This is a genomic window from Kitasatospora sp. NPDC040550 (assembly GCF_055594965.1).
In genome coordinates this window covers 1-15,773 of sequence record NZ_JBVIWC010000055.1, presented here as the reverse complement: position 1 = coordinate 15,773, position 15,773 = coordinate 1, and the positions used below count along the sequence as shown (strand labels likewise).

At 74.9% G+C, this 15,773-nt stretch carries 14 protein-coding genes; 5 read left to right on the top strand and 9 right to left on the bottom strand.

Annotation, left to right across the window (positions count from 1 at the left end; all coding sequences use genetic code 11):
* Positions 1-154: 154 nt before the first annotated feature.
* The 3 genes from ACZ58X_RS39915 to ACZ58X_RS39905 form a co-directional block, all read right to left on the bottom strand.
* The gene (locus ACZ58X_RS39915; RefSeq protein ID WP_470338472.1) at positions 155-1,054 is read right to left on the bottom strand and encodes a Gfo/Idh/MocA family protein; all 900 of its coding nucleotides are present in this window, start codon (positions 1,052-1,054) and stop codon (positions 155-157) included.
* Between the two features lie 240 nt (positions 1,055-1,294).
* Positions 1,295-1,987 carry a DedA family protein gene (locus ACZ58X_RS39910; protein ID WP_470338471.1) on the bottom strand — a complete coding sequence of 231 codons (693 nt, stop codon included), beginning with the start codon at positions 1,985-1,987 and terminating at the stop codon, positions 1,295-1,297.
* 202 nt (positions 1,988-2,189) lie between these two features.
* Entirely contained in the window at positions 2,190-3,011 is an 822-nt protein-coding gene (locus ACZ58X_RS39905) for a class I SAM-dependent methyltransferase (protein WP_470338470.1), read from the bottom strand.
* 252 nt (positions 3,012-3,263) lie between these two features.
* Here ACZ58X_RS39905 and fabV point away from each other — a divergent pair, with 252 nt between their 5' ends.
* A complete protein-coding gene (gene fabV / locus ACZ58X_RS39900) occupies positions 3,264-4,478 on the top strand; it encodes an enoyl-[acyl-carrier-protein] reductase FabV (protein ID WP_470338469.1) in 1,215 nt (404 codons plus the stop codon).
* A 28-nt stretch (positions 4,479-4,506) separates the two neighbouring features.
* On the opposite strand, the gene ACZ58X_RS39895 is transcribed toward fabV, so the two are convergent.
* Both ACZ58X_RS39895 and ACZ58X_RS39890 read right to left on the bottom strand, forming a co-directional pair.
* Entirely contained in the window at positions 4,507-5,301 is a 795-nt protein-coding gene (locus tag ACZ58X_RS39895) for a spermidine synthase (RefSeq protein WP_470338473.1), read from the bottom strand.
* A 98-nt stretch (positions 5,302-5,399) separates the two neighbouring features.
* Positions 5,400-6,371: an alpha/beta hydrolase gene (locus ACZ58X_RS39890; RefSeq protein ID WP_470338468.1), complete on the bottom strand. Its 972-nt coding sequence runs from the start codon at positions 6,369-6,371 to the stop codon at positions 5,400-5,402.
* A 355-nt stretch (positions 6,372-6,726) separates the two neighbouring features.
* Between ACZ58X_RS39890 and ACZ58X_RS39885 the strand changes: the two genes are divergently transcribed.
* The gene (locus tag ACZ58X_RS39885) at positions 6,727-8,130 is read left to right on the top strand and encodes a selenium-binding protein SBP56-related protein (protein WP_470338467.1); all 1,404 of its coding nucleotides are present in this window, start codon (positions 6,727-6,729) and stop codon (positions 8,128-8,130) included.
* Between the two features lie 18 nt (positions 8,131-8,148).
* Here ACZ58X_RS39885 and ACZ58X_RS39880 read toward each other — a convergent pair whose 3' ends face one another.
* The 4 genes from ACZ58X_RS39880 to ACZ58X_RS39865 form a co-directional block, all read right to left on the bottom strand.
* Positions 8,149-9,453, bottom strand: a complete 1,305-nt coding sequence (locus tag ACZ58X_RS39880) for a globin domain-containing protein (protein ID WP_470338466.1) — start codon at positions 9,451-9,453, stop codon at positions 8,149-8,151.
* A gap of 296 nt (positions 9,454-9,749) precedes the next feature.
* Positions 9,750-10,364 (bottom strand): DUF6114 domain-containing protein, encoded by a 615-nt coding sequence (locus ACZ58X_RS39875; RefSeq protein WP_470338465.1) that lies wholly within the window; start codon positions 10,362-10,364, stop codon positions 9,750-9,752.
* A 2-nt stretch (positions 10,365-10,366) separates the two neighbouring features.
* Positions 10,367-11,023, bottom strand: coding sequence for a DUF6230 family protein (locus ACZ58X_RS39870; protein WP_470338464.1), 657 nt, complete (start codon positions 11,021-11,023; stop codon positions 10,367-10,369).
* Between the two features lie 139 nt (positions 11,024-11,162).
* Positions 11,163-11,924: a TetR/AcrR family transcriptional regulator gene (locus ACZ58X_RS39865; protein WP_470338463.1), complete on the bottom strand. Its 762-nt coding sequence runs from the start codon at positions 11,922-11,924 to the stop codon at positions 11,163-11,165.
* Positions 11,925-12,449: 525 nt separating this feature from the next.
* Between ACZ58X_RS39865 and ACZ58X_RS39860 the strand changes: the two genes are divergently transcribed.
* From ACZ58X_RS39860 to ACZ58X_RS39850, 3 genes are all read left to right on the top strand, one after another.
* Positions 12,450-13,115, top strand: coding sequence for a Tat pathway signal sequence domain protein (locus ACZ58X_RS39860; protein WP_470338462.1), 666 nt, complete (start codon positions 12,450-12,452; stop codon positions 13,113-13,115).
* A 172-nt stretch (positions 13,116-13,287) separates the two neighbouring features.
* Complete coding sequence (locus ACZ58X_RS39855; protein WP_470338461.1) at positions 13,288-14,181, top strand: AAA family ATPase; 894 nt, start codon at positions 13,288-13,290, stop codon at positions 14,179-14,181.
* Complete coding sequence (locus ACZ58X_RS39850) at positions 14,178-15,626, top strand: VWA domain-containing protein (protein ID WP_470338460.1); 1,449 nt, start codon at positions 14,178-14,180, stop codon at positions 15,624-15,626. The genes ACZ58X_RS39855 and ACZ58X_RS39850 overlap by 4 nt, the downstream gene beginning before the upstream one ends.
* Positions 15,627-15,773: the final 147 nt, after the last annotated feature.

Sequence of the window (15,773 nt, the reverse complement as noted above, 5' to 3'; positions counted from 1 at the left end):
CACCTTGCCAGGGGAGGGGGGGACGTGGGTTTTTTTCTCTCTGGGACCCTTTCCCCCCCCCCTTTTTTGTTTTTTGGGGGGGGGGGGGGGGGGGGTTCCTCCCCCCCCCCCCCCCCACCCCGGTCTCAGCTCACACGTGCACCCGAGTCCCAGCTCACACCTGCACCCGGCCGCCGGCGGCCAGCGACCGCTCGGCACCCGCCAGCACCTCCACCACCCGCAGGCCGAAGTCCGCCCCGCAGGGGTGCGCCTCGCCGGAGGCGGCGGAGGCCAGCAGGGCGTCCACGGCCCGGTGCAGGGCCACCGTCGGGCCCTCGCCGCGCTCGGGCAGCCGGGCCACCCCGTGCTCGCCGCGCAGCTCCATCGCGACGCCGCCGCCCGCGCGCGGGGCGGTCAGGCTCAGCGCCAGCGTGCTGGAGGCGCCGCCGGCGTGCCGGAGCACCAGGTGGACGGTGTCCAGCGGCCCGGCGACGGCCGTGACCTCGGTCGCGTCGCCCAGCACCGGTAGCAGGACGGACAGCGCGTGCGGGCCGACGTCCCACAGCGCGCCCTTGTCCCGGCGCCAGGGCGAGGCCGCGTACGGACTGGTGCTGCCCGGGGCGAACACCGAGCCGAGCCAGTCCGAGCGGCCGGTGAACCAGCCGCCGAGCCCGGCCTGCCGCTCGATCCACGGGATCTGCTCGCCGCCGAAGCGGACGGTGAAGAACACCACCGAGGCGAGGCGGTGCGCGCGCACCGCCTCGGCCACCGCCCGGGCGTCCGGGACGGTGAACGCGACCGGCTTGTCCAGCAGCAGGTGGCAGCCGGCCTCGGCGGCCCGGACCGCGAGTCCGGCCTGGACGGACGGCGGCAGGGCGATGGAGACGGCGTCCACCTCGGCCAGCAGCCGGTCCAGGTCGCCGTACCCGGGCACGCCGTGCACGGCGCCCAGCGCCTCGGCGGCCTCCGGACGGCGGCCCCAGACGCCGGTGAACTCCAGCCCAGGGTGCTCGGCGAGCACGGGTGCGTGCACCCGCTCCGCCCAGGTGCCGGTGCCCAGCAGTCCGATCCGCACGTTGTCTCCGTTCCTCGGTGTGCCGCGCGGGCCCGCCGTCCGGCTGCCGCAGCCGGGCGCGTTCCCGCAGGTCAGCCCCGAGCGTATCGGCAGCTCGGCTCGGCCCGTGGCGGAGCGGGCGTGCGGCCCGGAGCGCGCGGCCCGGTGCGGGCGCAGCGGCCGCCACGTGCAGGAGCCGACCCGCGGCCAGGCCGCGGGTCGGCTCCGTCACGGCCGCTCCCGGTGGGCGGCCACGCGCTGTCACTCGGCGACGGGCGCCTTGGCCGACGCGGCGGCGGGGCCGGCCTCGGCGGCCGCAGCGGCCTCGGCCGCCTCCTCCGCCTCGATCTTGGCGTGGGTCTTGGCCGCGCGGCGCTTCATCACCCAGGCCGAGATCGCCCCGATCACCACGGCGGCCGCGAGGCCCGCCCAGGAGAACCGGGCCAGCCAGGGCTCGATGGCCTTGCCGACCTTGTAGACCAGCAGGGTCGTGCCGCCGGCCCAGACCACGCCGCCCAGCACGTTGGCGATCAGGAACTTCCAGTACGGCATCCGGAGCGCGCCCGCGAGCGGACCCGCGAAGATGCGCAGCAGGGCGATGAAGCGGCCGAAGAAGACCGCCCACATGCCCCACTTCTGGAAGGAGCGCTCGGCGGTGGCCAGGTGTGCGGGCCCGAAGTGCTTGGGGAACTTCCGTCCGAGCTTCTCGAACAGCGGCTTGCCGCCCTTGCGGCCGATCGAGTAGCCGATCGAGTCACCGATGATGGCGCCCGCGATCGCGCAGACCGCGATCCCCCACGGGCTCACCACACCCTTGACCGCCATCAGGGACGCCGTGACCAGCGCGATCTCGCCGGGCAGCGGGATGCCCAGCGACTCGATCCCGATGATCAGGCCGATCAGGGCGTACACCGCGGTCGGTGGGACGCTCTCGATCCAGGCGTCGATGTGCAAGGCCAGTACCTCCGTGGCAGGTCGGGCCGGGGTCGGCTCCCGGTGGAGCCGCACGCCCGTCCCGGCGGTTGTCCGATGGCGGCACCCTGGCCGCTCCCCCGGGGCGCAGCCTAACGTGCCGGGCGGCCCGTCCCCCTGGCCGATCACCCGTCGTTACGACGTACGTCCTGACCCCCATAGTTCCAGGCCGACCGGCATTTCTTCAAGATTCGGTAAAACGCAGTGCGACGACCGACGGACGCTGCTTGACCGCGCGCGCGAGCGGCAGCACGGCGCGCAGCAGGCCGCGCCCGCCCTCCGGGTACACCTCCCGCACGTCGGTGACCGCCGGGTGGGCCTGTGCCAGCTTGCCGAGCTCGTCGGCGTCCATGCCGAAGGGCATCGGCGGGGCCTGGTAGTACCGGTCCCGCAGTTTGCCCGCCACGGCCCGGCGGCCGGCCCAGCGCGGCACCGCGTCCAGCACCAGCGCGCCGCCCGGGAAGCGCTCGGCGCAGCCGGCGATCAGCGTCCGGACCTCGGTGGGCCGCAGGTACATCAGCAGGCCCTCGGTGGTGATCAGCACGCCGCGGGCCGGGTCCGGGTCGACCTCGTCCATCCAGCGCGGGTCGGTGGCCGAGCAGGCGAGGATCCGGTGGCGGTCGTCCGGCGGCAGCAGCTGCTCGCGCAGCCGGGCGGTCTCGGGCAGGTCGACGGACAGCCAGCTGGCCCGGCCGTTGTCGACCCGCCAGGCCTGGGTCTCCAGCCCGTCGCCGAGGCCGACCACGGTGCCCCGCGGGTACCGGTCCAGGAAGTCCGCGACCTCCCGGTCGAAGCAGGCCGCCCGCAGCGCCTGGACCTGGCTCACCAGCGGCGACTCCCCGAACCGGGCGGCGAACGGGAAGTCGATCCGCTCCACCAGCCCCACCGCCACCGGATCGTGCAGCACCGCGTCGGGCCGCCGGGCCTCCACCGCCCGGTGCCACAGCGTCCACAGCGCCGTCTCCGGCACCTTCCCCAACTCCGGCCGTTCCCCGCCACCGCTCAACGCTCACTCCTTCGGACGTGCACCGTGCTCCGGCATGAACCCGCCGATTCTGACACCCGCCCCGCACCGCCCCTTCCGGCGACGCGCCGCGACCCGGAGCAGGACGTCAGTGGCGGAACACTCCAAGATCGACTCGTGATCGTTGTGCCTGGTGACGGCCGCTGCCCGCCTCCGTCCTGTCCCAGACTGGCAGCGCGCGGCGCCCCTTCCGGTCGCCGCCTCCGTCTTCCGGCCCACCCAAGGACTGCCATCTTGAGCGAGCGCGTTCTCATCCCCCGCAACCGGGGGTTCCTCTTCCTCGACTCCCACCCGGCGGGCTGCGAGCGGCTGGTGGCCGACCTGTGGCGGGACTGCCCCGAGCCGGCCGAACTGCCGGACGGCGAAGGGCCGGTGGCCCTGATCATCGGCTCCTCGGCCGGGTACGGCCTGGCCGCCGCCGTCGCCGGGCTCAAGCGGGCCGGCATCCGCGGCGTCCTGGTCTCCTTCGAGAAGGCCCCCACCGAGCGCCGCACCGGCACGGCCGGCTGGTACCGCACCGCCGCCACCGCCGACCTCGCCCGCGCCGCCGGGCGGGACCTGGTCTTCCTCAACGGCGACGCGTTCTCCGACGCGATGAAGGGCCAGGTCGCCGACCTGATCGAGCAGCGCTTCGGCGGCCGGCTGGACCACCTGGTCTACTCGGTGGCCGCGCCCCGGCGCACCGACCCCGACACCGGCACCACGTACGCCTCCGTCCTCAAGCCGATCGGCCGGACCGACCGCACCAGGACGCTGGTCTTCGACGACCAGGGCCGTCCCGAGGTGCGCGAGGTCGAGACCGGGCCGGCCGAGGGCGACGACATCGAGCAGACCGTGGCCGTGATGGGCGGCGCGGACTGGGAACGCTGGATCGACCGCCTCTCCTCCCGGGGGCTCCTCGGCGAGGGCTTCACCACCGCCGCGCTCTCCTACATCGGCTCCCCGCTGACGGCGGCGATCTACCGGCAGGGCACCATCGGCGCGGCCAAGGCCCACCTGGAGGCCACCGCCCGCACCCTGGACGAGCGGCTCGGCAAGGCGGTCGGCGGACGGGCCGTCACCTCCGTCAACGGCGCCGCCGTCACCCAGTCCTCCACCGCCGTCCCCGGCATCGCCCTCTACACCGGGCTGCTGCGCGGCGTCCTCGGCCCGGACATGGTCCCGCCGGTGCACCAGCTCGCCACCCTGTGGGACCAGCTCACCGGCGCCGCCCCGCTCCTCCTGGACGACGAGGGCCGGGTCCGCCTGGACGGCTGGGAGCTCGCCGAGGACGTCCAGGCCGCCGTCGCCGAACGCTGGGCGGCCGCCACCACCGGGACCGTCGCCGGACTCGCCGACCTCGACTGGTTCCACGCCGAGGTCCAGCGCCTGTACGGCTTCGCCGTCCCGGGCGTCGACTACTCCGCCCCGGTGGCGACCGACGTCCCCTGGCCCGACCCCGCCTCCTGACCAGTGGCCGGCCCGGCCCGCGGCGCCCTCAGCCCACGCTGAACGCGCCGTCCGGCGGGGGCGGCGAGTCGGTGGCCTCGGCGTCGGCGACCGGGGCGGTCCGGCCGACCAGGGCGGCCAGCTCCGCGCCATCGGTGAGCCGGGCCGGGAAGATGTCGCCCGCCAGCAGCCGGGTCAGCTCCGCCACCGGCAGCGGGGCCGTCGAGCCGGCCAGCATGATGTTGCCGTACCGGCGCCCGCGCAGCACCGGGGCCTCCGCCACCAGGCACACGTACGGGAACACCGCCCGCACCGTGGCCGCCTGGGCCCGGGCGAAGGCCAGCGGCGGGCCGTCCGCCAGGTTGGCCGCGTAGCAGCCGCCCGGGCGCAGCGCCGCCGCGGCCAGCCGCAGGAACTCCACCGAGGTGAGGTGCGCCGGGGTGCGGGAGCCGTGGAAGACGTCCGCGATCAGCAGGTCCTGCGAGTCGGCCGGGGTGCCGGCCAGCGCCTGCCGGGCGTCGCCGACGGTCGCGGTGACGTCCGCGCCGGGGCCCTGCCAGGGCAGGTGCTCGGCGACCAGCTCCAGCAGCGGCCCGTCCACCTCCACCACCCGCTGCCGCGAACCGGGGCGGGTGGCGGCCAGGTAGCGCGGCATGGTGAGCGCGCCGCCGCCCAGGTGCAGCACGTCCAGCGGGCGGCCGGCCGGCGCCAGGGCGTCGGCGAGGTGGCCGAGCCGGCGGGTGTACTCGAACTCCAGGTGGGTCGGGTCGGCGAGGTCGACGTAGGACTGCGGGGTGCCGTCCAGGGTGAGCAGCCAGCCGCCGTCCCGGTCGATGTCCGGCATGAGCTTGGCGAAGCCCAGGTCGGTGGCCCGCCCGACCGGCACCGGCTCGTCCGCCTCCACCGGCCCGTCCGGCCCCTCCGCCTCCACCGGCCCGTCCGTCACGCGGGCTCCCCCACCGGGCGCACGTCCAGGTAGGCCGCCAGCCAGCGGTCCAGCTCGGCGAACACCTCGGTCCGGGCCTTCTCGCCGGACAGCACCAGGTCGTGCATGCCGCCCTCGATCCGCACCACCGTGACGTGCCGGCCCAGCCGCGGCCCCTGCGCGGCGATGTCGTCGGCGCGCAGCACCCCGTCGGCGTGGTGCAGGGCGTTGTGCCACGTGGTGGTGGAGACCGACCTCGTCGAGGCCATCAGCAGCACCGGCACGTCGATCCCCAGCCCGTGCCGCAGCTGCCGGTGCCCCTGGTGGATCGCCGCCAGCCAGCCCGCGTACAGCGGGAAGCCCTCGGCCGGCTTGAGGGCGAGGTCGAAGTCCCACTCACCCTTGTGGTCCTTGTGCAGGCTGTGGGTGTAGTGCGGGTTCAGCGAGGACGGCAGGATCCGGGTCGGCTTCATCCGCCCGAGCGCCGTCACCACCGGCCCGCCCGCGGTCCGCACGGCCGCCCCGGCGGGCATCGACAGGAACGGACTGTTCAGGAACAGCCCGTCCACCACCCCCCGCCCGGCCCGGCGCCCCGCCCACAGCGCCCCCACCAGCCCGCCGGTGGAGTGCCCGTTCAGCAGCAGCTGCCGGTGCCCGTCCACCTCGCGGATGATCCGCACCGCCTCGTCGAGCTCCTCGTCGTACTCGACGAGGTCGCGGACGAAGTTCGGTGACTGGTGCGGCCGCAGCGAGCGCCCGTACTTGCGCAGGTCCAGGGCGTAGAACGAGAACCCCAGCGCGGTGTAGTGGTCCGCCAGGTTGGTCTGGAAGAAGTAGTCGTTGTACCCGTGGACGTACAACACGGCCCGCTCCGCCCCCGGCACCACCCGCCGCACCAGCGTCGCGCAGACCGCCCCTTCGTCATCGGACCGCAGCGTCAGCTCGGCCGCCTCGTAGGGGGCACCCAGGATGTCTTCCCGAAACTCCATCTGCCGCCGCACCCGTCCCTCTGCTCCGCCCGCCCTTCCGGCAGGTCACCACCCGTTCCGCCCCCGACCATACCGGCCGGTAGCTCCCACCCGCGCGGCAGCCGCCCCGCAGCGCCCCGAAGCGCGCCGGGGCGAACGGCGCGAGGCGGAGGTACCGATGGTCGGCGGGAGGGGGCCGCCGCCGCGGTCGGGGTCCGGCCTGGCCGGCGGTGCCCGGATGCTGCCCCCGCGGCTGCCGTCGGGCACCGCGCGAGGGTGGCCGTCCGCGCTTCCCGGCCGCCTCGCGTGCGCCTGCTGTGCGCCGGTGGTCGTGTGGAACGCTTCCCGGACGGACACGGCGAGTTGGGGAGTCTGCATGCAGCACGGGCACATCGATCCGTCGCTCTACCGTTCGGCGGCCGAGGCGATCGCGGCGCCGCCGGAGAAACTGGCGTACGTGGCCGGGTTCGACCGGGCGGGCCGGCGGCCGGATGCCCTGCTCACCGTGGACACCGACCCGGCCTCGGCGAGCTACGGGACGGTGCTCAACTTCGCCGAACTGCCGACCCTGGGCGACGAGTTGCACCACTTCGGCTGGAACGCCTGCTCCAGCGCGCTGGCGCACGCCTGCCACGAGAACCCGGAGCGGCGGTTCCTGCTCCTCCCGGGGCTGCGGTCCTCCCGGCTGCACGTGATGGACACCCGGCCGGATCCGGTGCGGCCGCGCCTGGTCAAGACGGTCGAGGCCAAGGAGCTTGCCGCGCGGGCGGGTTACTCGCGGCCGCACACCCTGCACTGCGGCCCGGACGGGGTGTTCCTGTCCTGCCTCGGCGCGGGTGACGGCGGGGACGGGCCCGGCGGGGTGGCCCTGCTGGACCACACCACCTTCGAGGTGCTGCGCCCGTGGGAGACGGAGCGCGGGCCGCAGCACTTCGCGTACGACGTCTGGTGGCACCTGGGCACGGGCATCGGGGTGACCAGCGAGTGGGGCACCCCGTGGATGGTCGAGGACGGGGTGCTGCCCGAGCAGCTGCTCGCCCGCAAGTACGGGCACGCGCTGCACTTCTGGGAGCTGGGCACCGGTCGACACCTCCAACGGGTCGACCTGGGGGACCAGTACCAGATGGTGCTGGAGCTGCGCCCCGCGCACGACCCGCAGGCGGAGTGGGGCTTCGCCGGGGTGGTGGTGAACGTGGCGGACCTCTCCTCCTCGGTCTGGCTCTGGTACCGGGAGGGCCCGGCGTTCACCGCGCGCAAGGTGATCGAGATCCCGGCCGAGCCCGCCCGGGCCGAGGAACTCCCGCCCGCGCTGCGGCCGTTCGGGGCGGTGCCGCCGCTGGTGACCGACATCAACCTGTCGGTGGACGACCGCTGGCTGTACGTGTCGGCCTGGGGCACCGGCGAGCTGTTCCAGTACGACGTGTCGGACCCGTTCCACCCCCGGCCGGCCTCCTCCGTCCGCCTCGGCGGCGTCGCCGCCCGCACCCCGCACCCCGCCGAGCCGGGGCGGCCGCTGAGCGGGGCACCGCAGATGGTGGAGATCAGCCGGGACGGGCGGCGGCTCTACCTCACCAACTCGCTCTACGGCGCCTGGGACGACCAGTTCTACCCGGACGGCATCGAACCGTGGATGGTCAAGCTGGACGCCGACCCGGAGGCCGGCGGCCTGAGCGTCGACGAGCGGTTCTTCCCGCGCGGCGCCGACTTCCGCGGCCTGCGCGTCCACCAGACCCACCTGGCGGGCGGGGACGCCTCCTCGGACTCGTACTGCTACCGGTGACGGACCGCCGATGACGGCCTACCGGTGGACCGCGCGGTCGAACCGGACCCGCTCCAACGGCAGCCCCACCGCGAGGAGTTCGGAGCGCACCGCGGCGATCATCCCGGCCGGGCCGCTGACGCAGGCGAGGTGCTCGCGCCAGTCGCCGGCGGCGGCGACGGCCTCGGCGAGGCGGCCGGCCGTCACCGGGGTGAGCGACAACCAGGGCTTGTGCAGGCCGAGTTCGGAGAGGGCGTGCCAGTCGTAGAGGTCGGACCGGTCGCGGGCGCCGACGAAGAGGTGGACCCGGCGGCCCGGTGGGCGGTGCAGCGCCTGCTGTTCGACGATCGCCTTCATCGGGGCGAGTCCGGTACCGCCCGCGACCAGCAGCAGGTCGCGGGCGCCGCCCTCGGGCAGCAGGCCGCCGCGCGGCGGGCCGAGGCGCAGCCGGTCGCCGACGGCGGTGCGCCCGACCAGGGCCGCGCTGACGCCGCCGGGGCCGGTGCGGCGGACGTGGAACTCCAACTCATTGTCCCCGCGCGGGGCGCAGCCCATCGAGTACTGCCGCCAGGTGTGCGGCAGCGTCGGGTGTTCGACCGTGCCGTACTGACCGGCCCGGTACGGGTAGGGCTCCCCGGTGCGCACCCGGACCACGGCGAGGTCCGGGCGGCGGCGCTCGTGGCCGGTCACCACGGCGTGCCAGTACGGGGGTTCGGTGAGCGCCGAGTCGGCGCCGGCGACCATCGCGCCGGCGGCGAACCGCAGCATCCGCACCCAGGCGGCTTCGAGTTCCGCCGTCCAGCGTTCGGCGGCCCGGTCGCGCAGGGCCGCGCACAGGGCTTCCTCGAAGGCCTCGTAGTGGACCGGCCGGACGCCCAGCTTCCGGTGGTCGCGGCCGAGTCGGCGGAGCGTGCGGGCGAGGTCGGCGGGCCGGTGCAGGTGGTCGATCAGGTGGTGGAGGATGCGTTCCAGGTGGGCCTGCTGGAACTCCATCGAGGTGGGGAAGAGCGGGCGCAGGAAGGGGCGGCGACGGAACATGACCGCGTAGAGCCGGTCGATCAGGTCCGCGAGCGGGGCGACGGCTTCGAGTTCGCGCCGGATCAGGTGCTGGTCCCGGACGCCGTCGTAGTCGTCGCGGTCGTCGCGGTCGTCGTAGTCGTCGCGGTCGTCGTAGTCCTCGCCGTCCCGGCGGCCGGGGTTCGCGCCGGGCCCGGGCCCCGAGGGCCCGGCGGGGCTGAGGAGTTGGCGCCGCAGTCGCATCGCGTGGTGGCGGGCGATCAGACGGTCGTACTCGGCGGTGGCGGTGGCGGTGGCGGCCGCGTCGGCCTGGCTGCTGTAGTCCATGACCTGCCCAGTCAACTGCCGGGCCGCCGGGGCGGGAAGGGCCGATGGCCCCGGACGGTCCCGGGACCATCGGCCCTCCGTGGCGGGGATCCGCCGCACCCGGCCCGGGCAGGACGGAGCGCCCCGCGCACCTGGTGCTCTCCCACCACCGGTGCGCGGGGCGCCGCCGATCACTCCCGGCGGGCCCGTGCCCTCGGGCCCGAACCGCGGCCCCGGCCCGCACCCCGCAGACCGAGAACCGCGGACCGGAACCGCAGACCAGGAACCGCAGACCGCAGCCTCGCGGGCCGCCGTCCTCAGACCCCGGCCGCCCCCGCTCCGGCCCCCGCCCGGCGCGCGGCGCGCCGGTCCTCCCGCCGCTGCCTCCCACGGCGCAGCGGCTGGTCGGGCACCCACCCGAAGGTCAGGCAGGCGCCCACGATCCCGAGCAGCATCCCGATCACGAAGCCGCCCAGGTTGGAGGTCACCCAGCTGCCCAGCGAGGCGAGCGCGGCGAGGATGGAGTAGAACAGCCGCTGGGTCGGGTTGAAGAGGATCAGCAGGCCGCACAGCAGCATCACCGACGGCACCAGGTACCCGGCCAGGCCCACCAGTGAGATGTGCAGCAGGACGGGTAGCGGGGCCCACAGGGTGAAGAGGATCTCGGCGCCGCCGAGGGTGACCAGCAGCCCGCCCCAGAACGGCCGGTTGCCCCGCCAGTCGCGCCTGTCCGGGCCCGCGGGGCTCGCGGGCGCAGCGGTGGCGGCGGCGGCTCCGGCGGGAGCGACGGCCCCTGCGGGAGCCGCGGCGGGGCCGGCGACGGGGGCGGCGGTCGCGGGAGCGGGGGCGGCCGTCCCCGCGGCCGCCACCTCCTCGGTCCGCTCAGCGGCGCCCTCGCCGGTCCCGGCCGGCTCCGGTACGGACTCCGTCATGGTCAGCAGCCCTTGGAGCTGAAGCTCAGCCGGAGGTTGGGCAGCTTGAACCCGACGGCGGTGCTCGCGTAGTTGTGCTGGTTGAGGTTGGTCAGCGTGACGTGGTCGGCCTGCTGGCCGAAGACGCCCGGCTGGCCCTTCCCGACCGGGCCGGCCTTGGTGTAGGTGCTGGCGTCGCCGCCGATCTCGATGTTCTTGAACTCCGCGTCGCCGGACAGCAGATCGGAGTCGGTGGTGAGGTCGGAGGCGGACACCGGGGTGCCCTTGTCGCCCGCGTGGATCACCAGGTTGACGCCACCGAGGTCGACGCTCTGGCACAGGTTGGTGATCTGGGCGGCCTTGATCGCCGACACCGCGACCAGGACCTGCCCGCCGGTGCTGCCGGCGTTGGGGCTGTCCGGGATCATCGAGTCCAGCGAGCCGAACTGGGCGAAGCCGTCGCCGTCGAGCTTGTCGGCGGTGATGGTGAACGGCATGCCGGAGATGGAGAACTGCGCGGCGAGCACGCCCTGGGCGGTGAGGGTCATCAGGATGCCCCCGACCGCGACGGCCGGTACGGCCATCAGGGCGGAGCGCTTCATGCGGACCCGTCCTCTTCTGGTCCCGGTCGGCGTCTGCGGGGTCTCCGCCGCGGCGGCGGCTTCCTCGGACATGGCCATGTGTGCTCCCTGTGGATGGATGGGTGTGCAGGCAGCTGGCACGTTGTCCTGGCGCGGACAGCGTTCCGCGCCCCGAACGGGCCGTCCGCCCCTCGGCAGCGGGGCGGATCCGTTCGGAGCGCGTTGAGTAACTGGGAAGCTACTGCCCGGTATTCGCCGGGTCAATACGGGTGCACGAAGGATCTTCACCGATCCTGCGGGTCGGGCCGCCCAGCCGGTCGGCGGCCTCGCCCGGCCCGAGGAACGGGGCGAGGCAGAACATGCTCAACACCGGTAGCAGGTCCGGCAGTTGATCGGTGCGGCCGGCGGAGACCAGCCGGTAGACCGCGCTGTAGACACCGCCCACCACGGCGTCGACCATCTGCGGCACCCCGACCCCGCCCGGGAGTTGCGGCGCCTCGGCGAAGAACGCCCGGAAGCGGATGAGCAGTTGTTCCCGCTCACGACGGCCGGACGGGCCGACCGCCTCGATCTCGATCACCGCCATGGTCGCGAACGACGGTGTACCGGCGAGGAGTTGGAGCATCGCGCCGAGCGCCTGCCGGATCCCGGAGCACCAGTCGGATTCGGCCGCGAAGGCCGCCGCCATCCGCCGGATCACCACCCCGGTGCCGTACCGGTGCGCGGCCAGGAAGGCGTCCTCCTTGCCGCTGAACAGCTCGTAGAAGACCGGCCTGGTCACGCCCGCCGCGCGGCAGATGTCGCTCACCGTCGCGTGCTGGTAGCCGCGTTCGGCCACCGTCCGGACCAGGCCGTCCAGCAGCCGTTCGCGCTGGGTCGCGGCGACCACGCCGGCGGGCTGCCGGCGCGGCCCCGGTTTGATCGACCTGGCCGGATCCCGGCCGGTCCGGGCACCCGGCAGCAGGATCAGGTCGGCACTCCGGAGGTGTTTGGGATCCATCACCAACTCCTGTGTCCTGTATTGACATTGACGTAACGCCGGGTTTACAACACTGCCAGGTTTCCAATCGGTCGGCGCGCAGGCCGCCACCGGTCGGATCCAGGGGCTCCGACGGCCCCGGGCAAGCCGCCCGGACCGCCGGACCAGGGCGGGAACCGGGCCCGCGGCGGTGGCAGCCGCCGACGTACACCCAGCGGGACCGCACGTCCGCACGGCCCCGCGCCGTGCAGCCGTACCCGGACCGCCCCACCACGGAGCCACCGCACAGCCGTCGCAGCGCCGCACCGGTACCTCTGCACCAGTACCGCTGCACCAGTACCTCTGCATCAGTACCGCTGCCCCCGTACCGCTGCACCGCTGCACGAACACCGTCGTACCCCAGGAGCGGGCCCGTGGCGCCGGGCCCGCCCGCACCCGTGGTCCGACAGAGCTCCCGGTACGCCATGCACCTCCCCCGTCGTGCACACCACCACACCCGCACGCCGGGATTCCCCCACCCGTCTCCGGACGGAGAGAGGCACCCTCATGCGCATCCGTCGCACGCTCGCAGCCGCATCCCTCGCCGCCTTCGCCCTCACCGGTGCCGCCGTCGCACCGGCCCAGGCCGCCTCCCCCGCCGTCCTCACCCAGGGCAGCGCCGGCGGCCCGGCCATCGCCGTCGGCGACACCCTGGTCGCCAACCTGGCGCCCGGCACCGCCGCGACCTTCACCAACGGCGCGGGCAGCACCAGCGGGGTGAGCTGTGCCAGCTCCTCGTTCTCCGCGACCGTGACGTCCAACCCGACCGCCCCCGGCAGCGCGACCGAGCAGCTCAACAGCCAGTCCTTCGGCTCCTGCACCTCCAACGTCATCGGCGTCCGGAGCGTGAAGAGCGTCACGGCCACCAGCCTGCCGTACACCAACACCGTCACCTCGGGCGGCGGCGCCTCGCTCACCGGCACCAGCGCCGGCCCGGTGGGCATCACGGTGGTCCTCAACACCCTGCTGGGCACCGTCAACTGCGTCTACCAGAGCCCCAGCGGCATCACCGGCTCCACCTCGAACACCGGCAACAGCATCAGCTTCTCCAACCAGGCCGCCAACCTGGTCTCCGGCCCCGGTCTGTGCTTCTCGACCGGCTATTTCAGCGCCACCTACGGCCCGGTCACCGACAGCTCGGTCGCCGGCAGCCCGGCCCTCTACGTCAACTGACGCTCCCGGCGAACGGATCCACCCGAGCGGCGTACGGCGGGCAGCCGCCCTCCGTACGCCGCTCCACCGGCCCCCGGACAACCACCCGGGACAAGCAAGTGACCGGCCGGTAGGGTGGCGCTGCACGGGCCCCGACGGGACGGGCGCGGCGGACCGGAACGGGGCGGATCGGATGACCAGCGGCAGCAGCGACGGCAACACCACCGGCACCGGCTTCTTCGCCTCGGTGGCGGACACCGCCGAGCGACTCGCCGCGACCGGCTACCTCGCCTCCACCGCCGTGGCCACCACCGTCTTCCTGGCCGACCGGCTCGGCAAGCCGCTGCTGGTCGAGGGCCCCGCCGGAGTCGGCAAGACCGAACTCGCCAAGGCCGTCGCCGAACTGGGCGCGGCCCGGCTGGTACGGCTGCAGTGCTACGAGGGCATCGACGAGGCCCGCGCGCTCTACGAGTGGAACCACGCCAAGCAGTTGCTGCGGATCACCGCTGGCCGCGACGAGGGCTGGGAGGAGGCCCGCGGCGACATCTTCGGTGAGGAGTTCCTGCTCACCCGCCCGCTGCTCACCGCCATCCGCGGCGAGGAGCCCACCGTCCTGCTGATCGACGAGATGGACAAGGCCGACGTCGAGGTGGAGGCGCTTCTGCTGGAGGTGCTCAGCGACTTCCAGGTGACCGTCCCCGAGCTCGGCACCATCACCGCGACCCGCCGCCCCTTCGTCCTGCTCACCTCCAACGCCACCCGCGAGCTCTCCGAGGCGCTGCGCCGCCGCTGCCTGTTCCTCCACCTCGACTACCCGGACGCCGAGTTGGAGCGCCGGATCGTCCGGCTCAAGGTGCCGGGGCTGGACGCGACGCTGGCCGAGTCGCTGGTCCGGGTGGTCGGCGCGCTGCGCGCGATGGACCTGCGCAAGGCCCCTTCGGTCGCCGAGACCATCGACTGGGCCCGTACCCTGCTGGCGCTCGGCGCGGACACCCTGGACGACGCGGTCGTCCGGGACACCCTCGGGGTGATCCTCAAGCACCAGGACGACGTCCGCAAGGCCGCCCGGAAGCTCACCCTCGCGTGACCGCCCCGGGGGCCACCGACACCGCCTCCCGGCTGACCGGACTGGTCCGCGCCCTGCGCGGGCACGGCCTGCGGATCGGCCCGGCCGAGACGGTGGACGCCGCCGCCGTGCTCGACGTGCTCGGCTTCGCCGACCGGGAGCAGATGCGGGCCGGACTGGCCGCCGCCCTGCTGCGCTCGGACGGCCAACGGGCGGTCTTCGACGCCGCCTTCGACCTGTTCTTCCCGCTCGGTGTCGGCACCCCCGAGGCCCTGCGCGGCACCGACCCCGGGGCCGAACCAGCGCCGGAGGCCCCGGAGCCGCCGCGCTTCGGCCGCCCCGACCCGCTCCGCGACGCGTTGCGCGAGCGCCTCGCCGCCGCCCTGGCCGCCGACGACCGGGCCGCCCAGGCCCGGCTGGCCGGCGAGGTCATCGAGGCCTTCGGCCGGTACGGCACCGGCAGCACGCCCGGCTCCGACGGCTGGTCCGCCCACCAGGCGCTCGGCCGGCTGGCCCCCGAGACCCTGCTCGCCCGGATCCTCGCCGCCCTGCGGGACCAGGGCCCGGACGACCGCTCCGAGCGCGACCTCGCCGACCGCGTCCTCGCCGACGAGATCCGCCGCCGCATCGGGGACTTCCGCGCCCTGGTCTCCGCCGAGGCCCGCCGCCGGGTCGCCGAACTGCGCGGCGCCGAACGGATCGCGGAGCGCGCCGTCGCCCCCACCGTCGACCGGATCGACTTCCTGGCCGCCGGCCGCGACCAGCTCGCCGAACTGCGCCGCACCGTCCACCCGTTGGCCCGCAAGCTGGCCACCCGGCTGGCCGCCCGGCGCCGCCGCGCCGCCCGCGGGCGGATCGACCTGCGCCGCACCCTGCGCCGCTCGCTCGGCACCGGCGGGGTGCCGCTGCGCCCGGCGTACCGGCTGCGCCGCCCGGCCCGGCCGGAGCTGGTGCTGCTGTGCGACGTCTCCGGCTCGGTGGCCGGCTTCGCCGACTTCACCATGCTGCTGGTGCAGGCGATGGGCGAACAGTTCAGCAAGGTCCGGGTGTTCGCCTTCGTCAACCGCACCGCCGAGGTCACCGACCTGCTGCGGCGGGGCGAGGGCGACCCGGCCCGGCTGGCCGCCCGCATCCTCGCCGAGGCCGGGGTGATGGGCTACCACGGCAACAGCGACTACGGCTCCGCCCTCGGCGAGTTCGCCGACCACCACCTGGCCGCCGTCGGCCCCCGCACCTGCGTGCTCGTCCTCGGCGACGCCCGCAACAACCACCGCGACCCCAACCCGGAGGCGCTGCGCCGGATCGCCGCCCGCGCCCGCCGGGTCATCTGGCTCAACCCCGAACGCCCCGCCCTCTGGACGACCGGCGACTCCGCCGCCCCGACGTACGCGAACGTGGTGGAGATGCACTCCTGCCGCAACGCCCGCCGCCTCGGCGAACTGATCGCCCGCCTGCTGCCGGTGTAGGGCGTGTCTTTCGGATCACGTGGGATCACGTGGGATCACGAGGGAACGGCCCGGGGGCGGGGGGGGGGGGGGGGGGGGGGGGGGGGGGGGGGGGGGGGGGGGGGGGGGGGGGGGGGGGGGGGGGGGGGGGGGGGGGGGGGGGGGGGG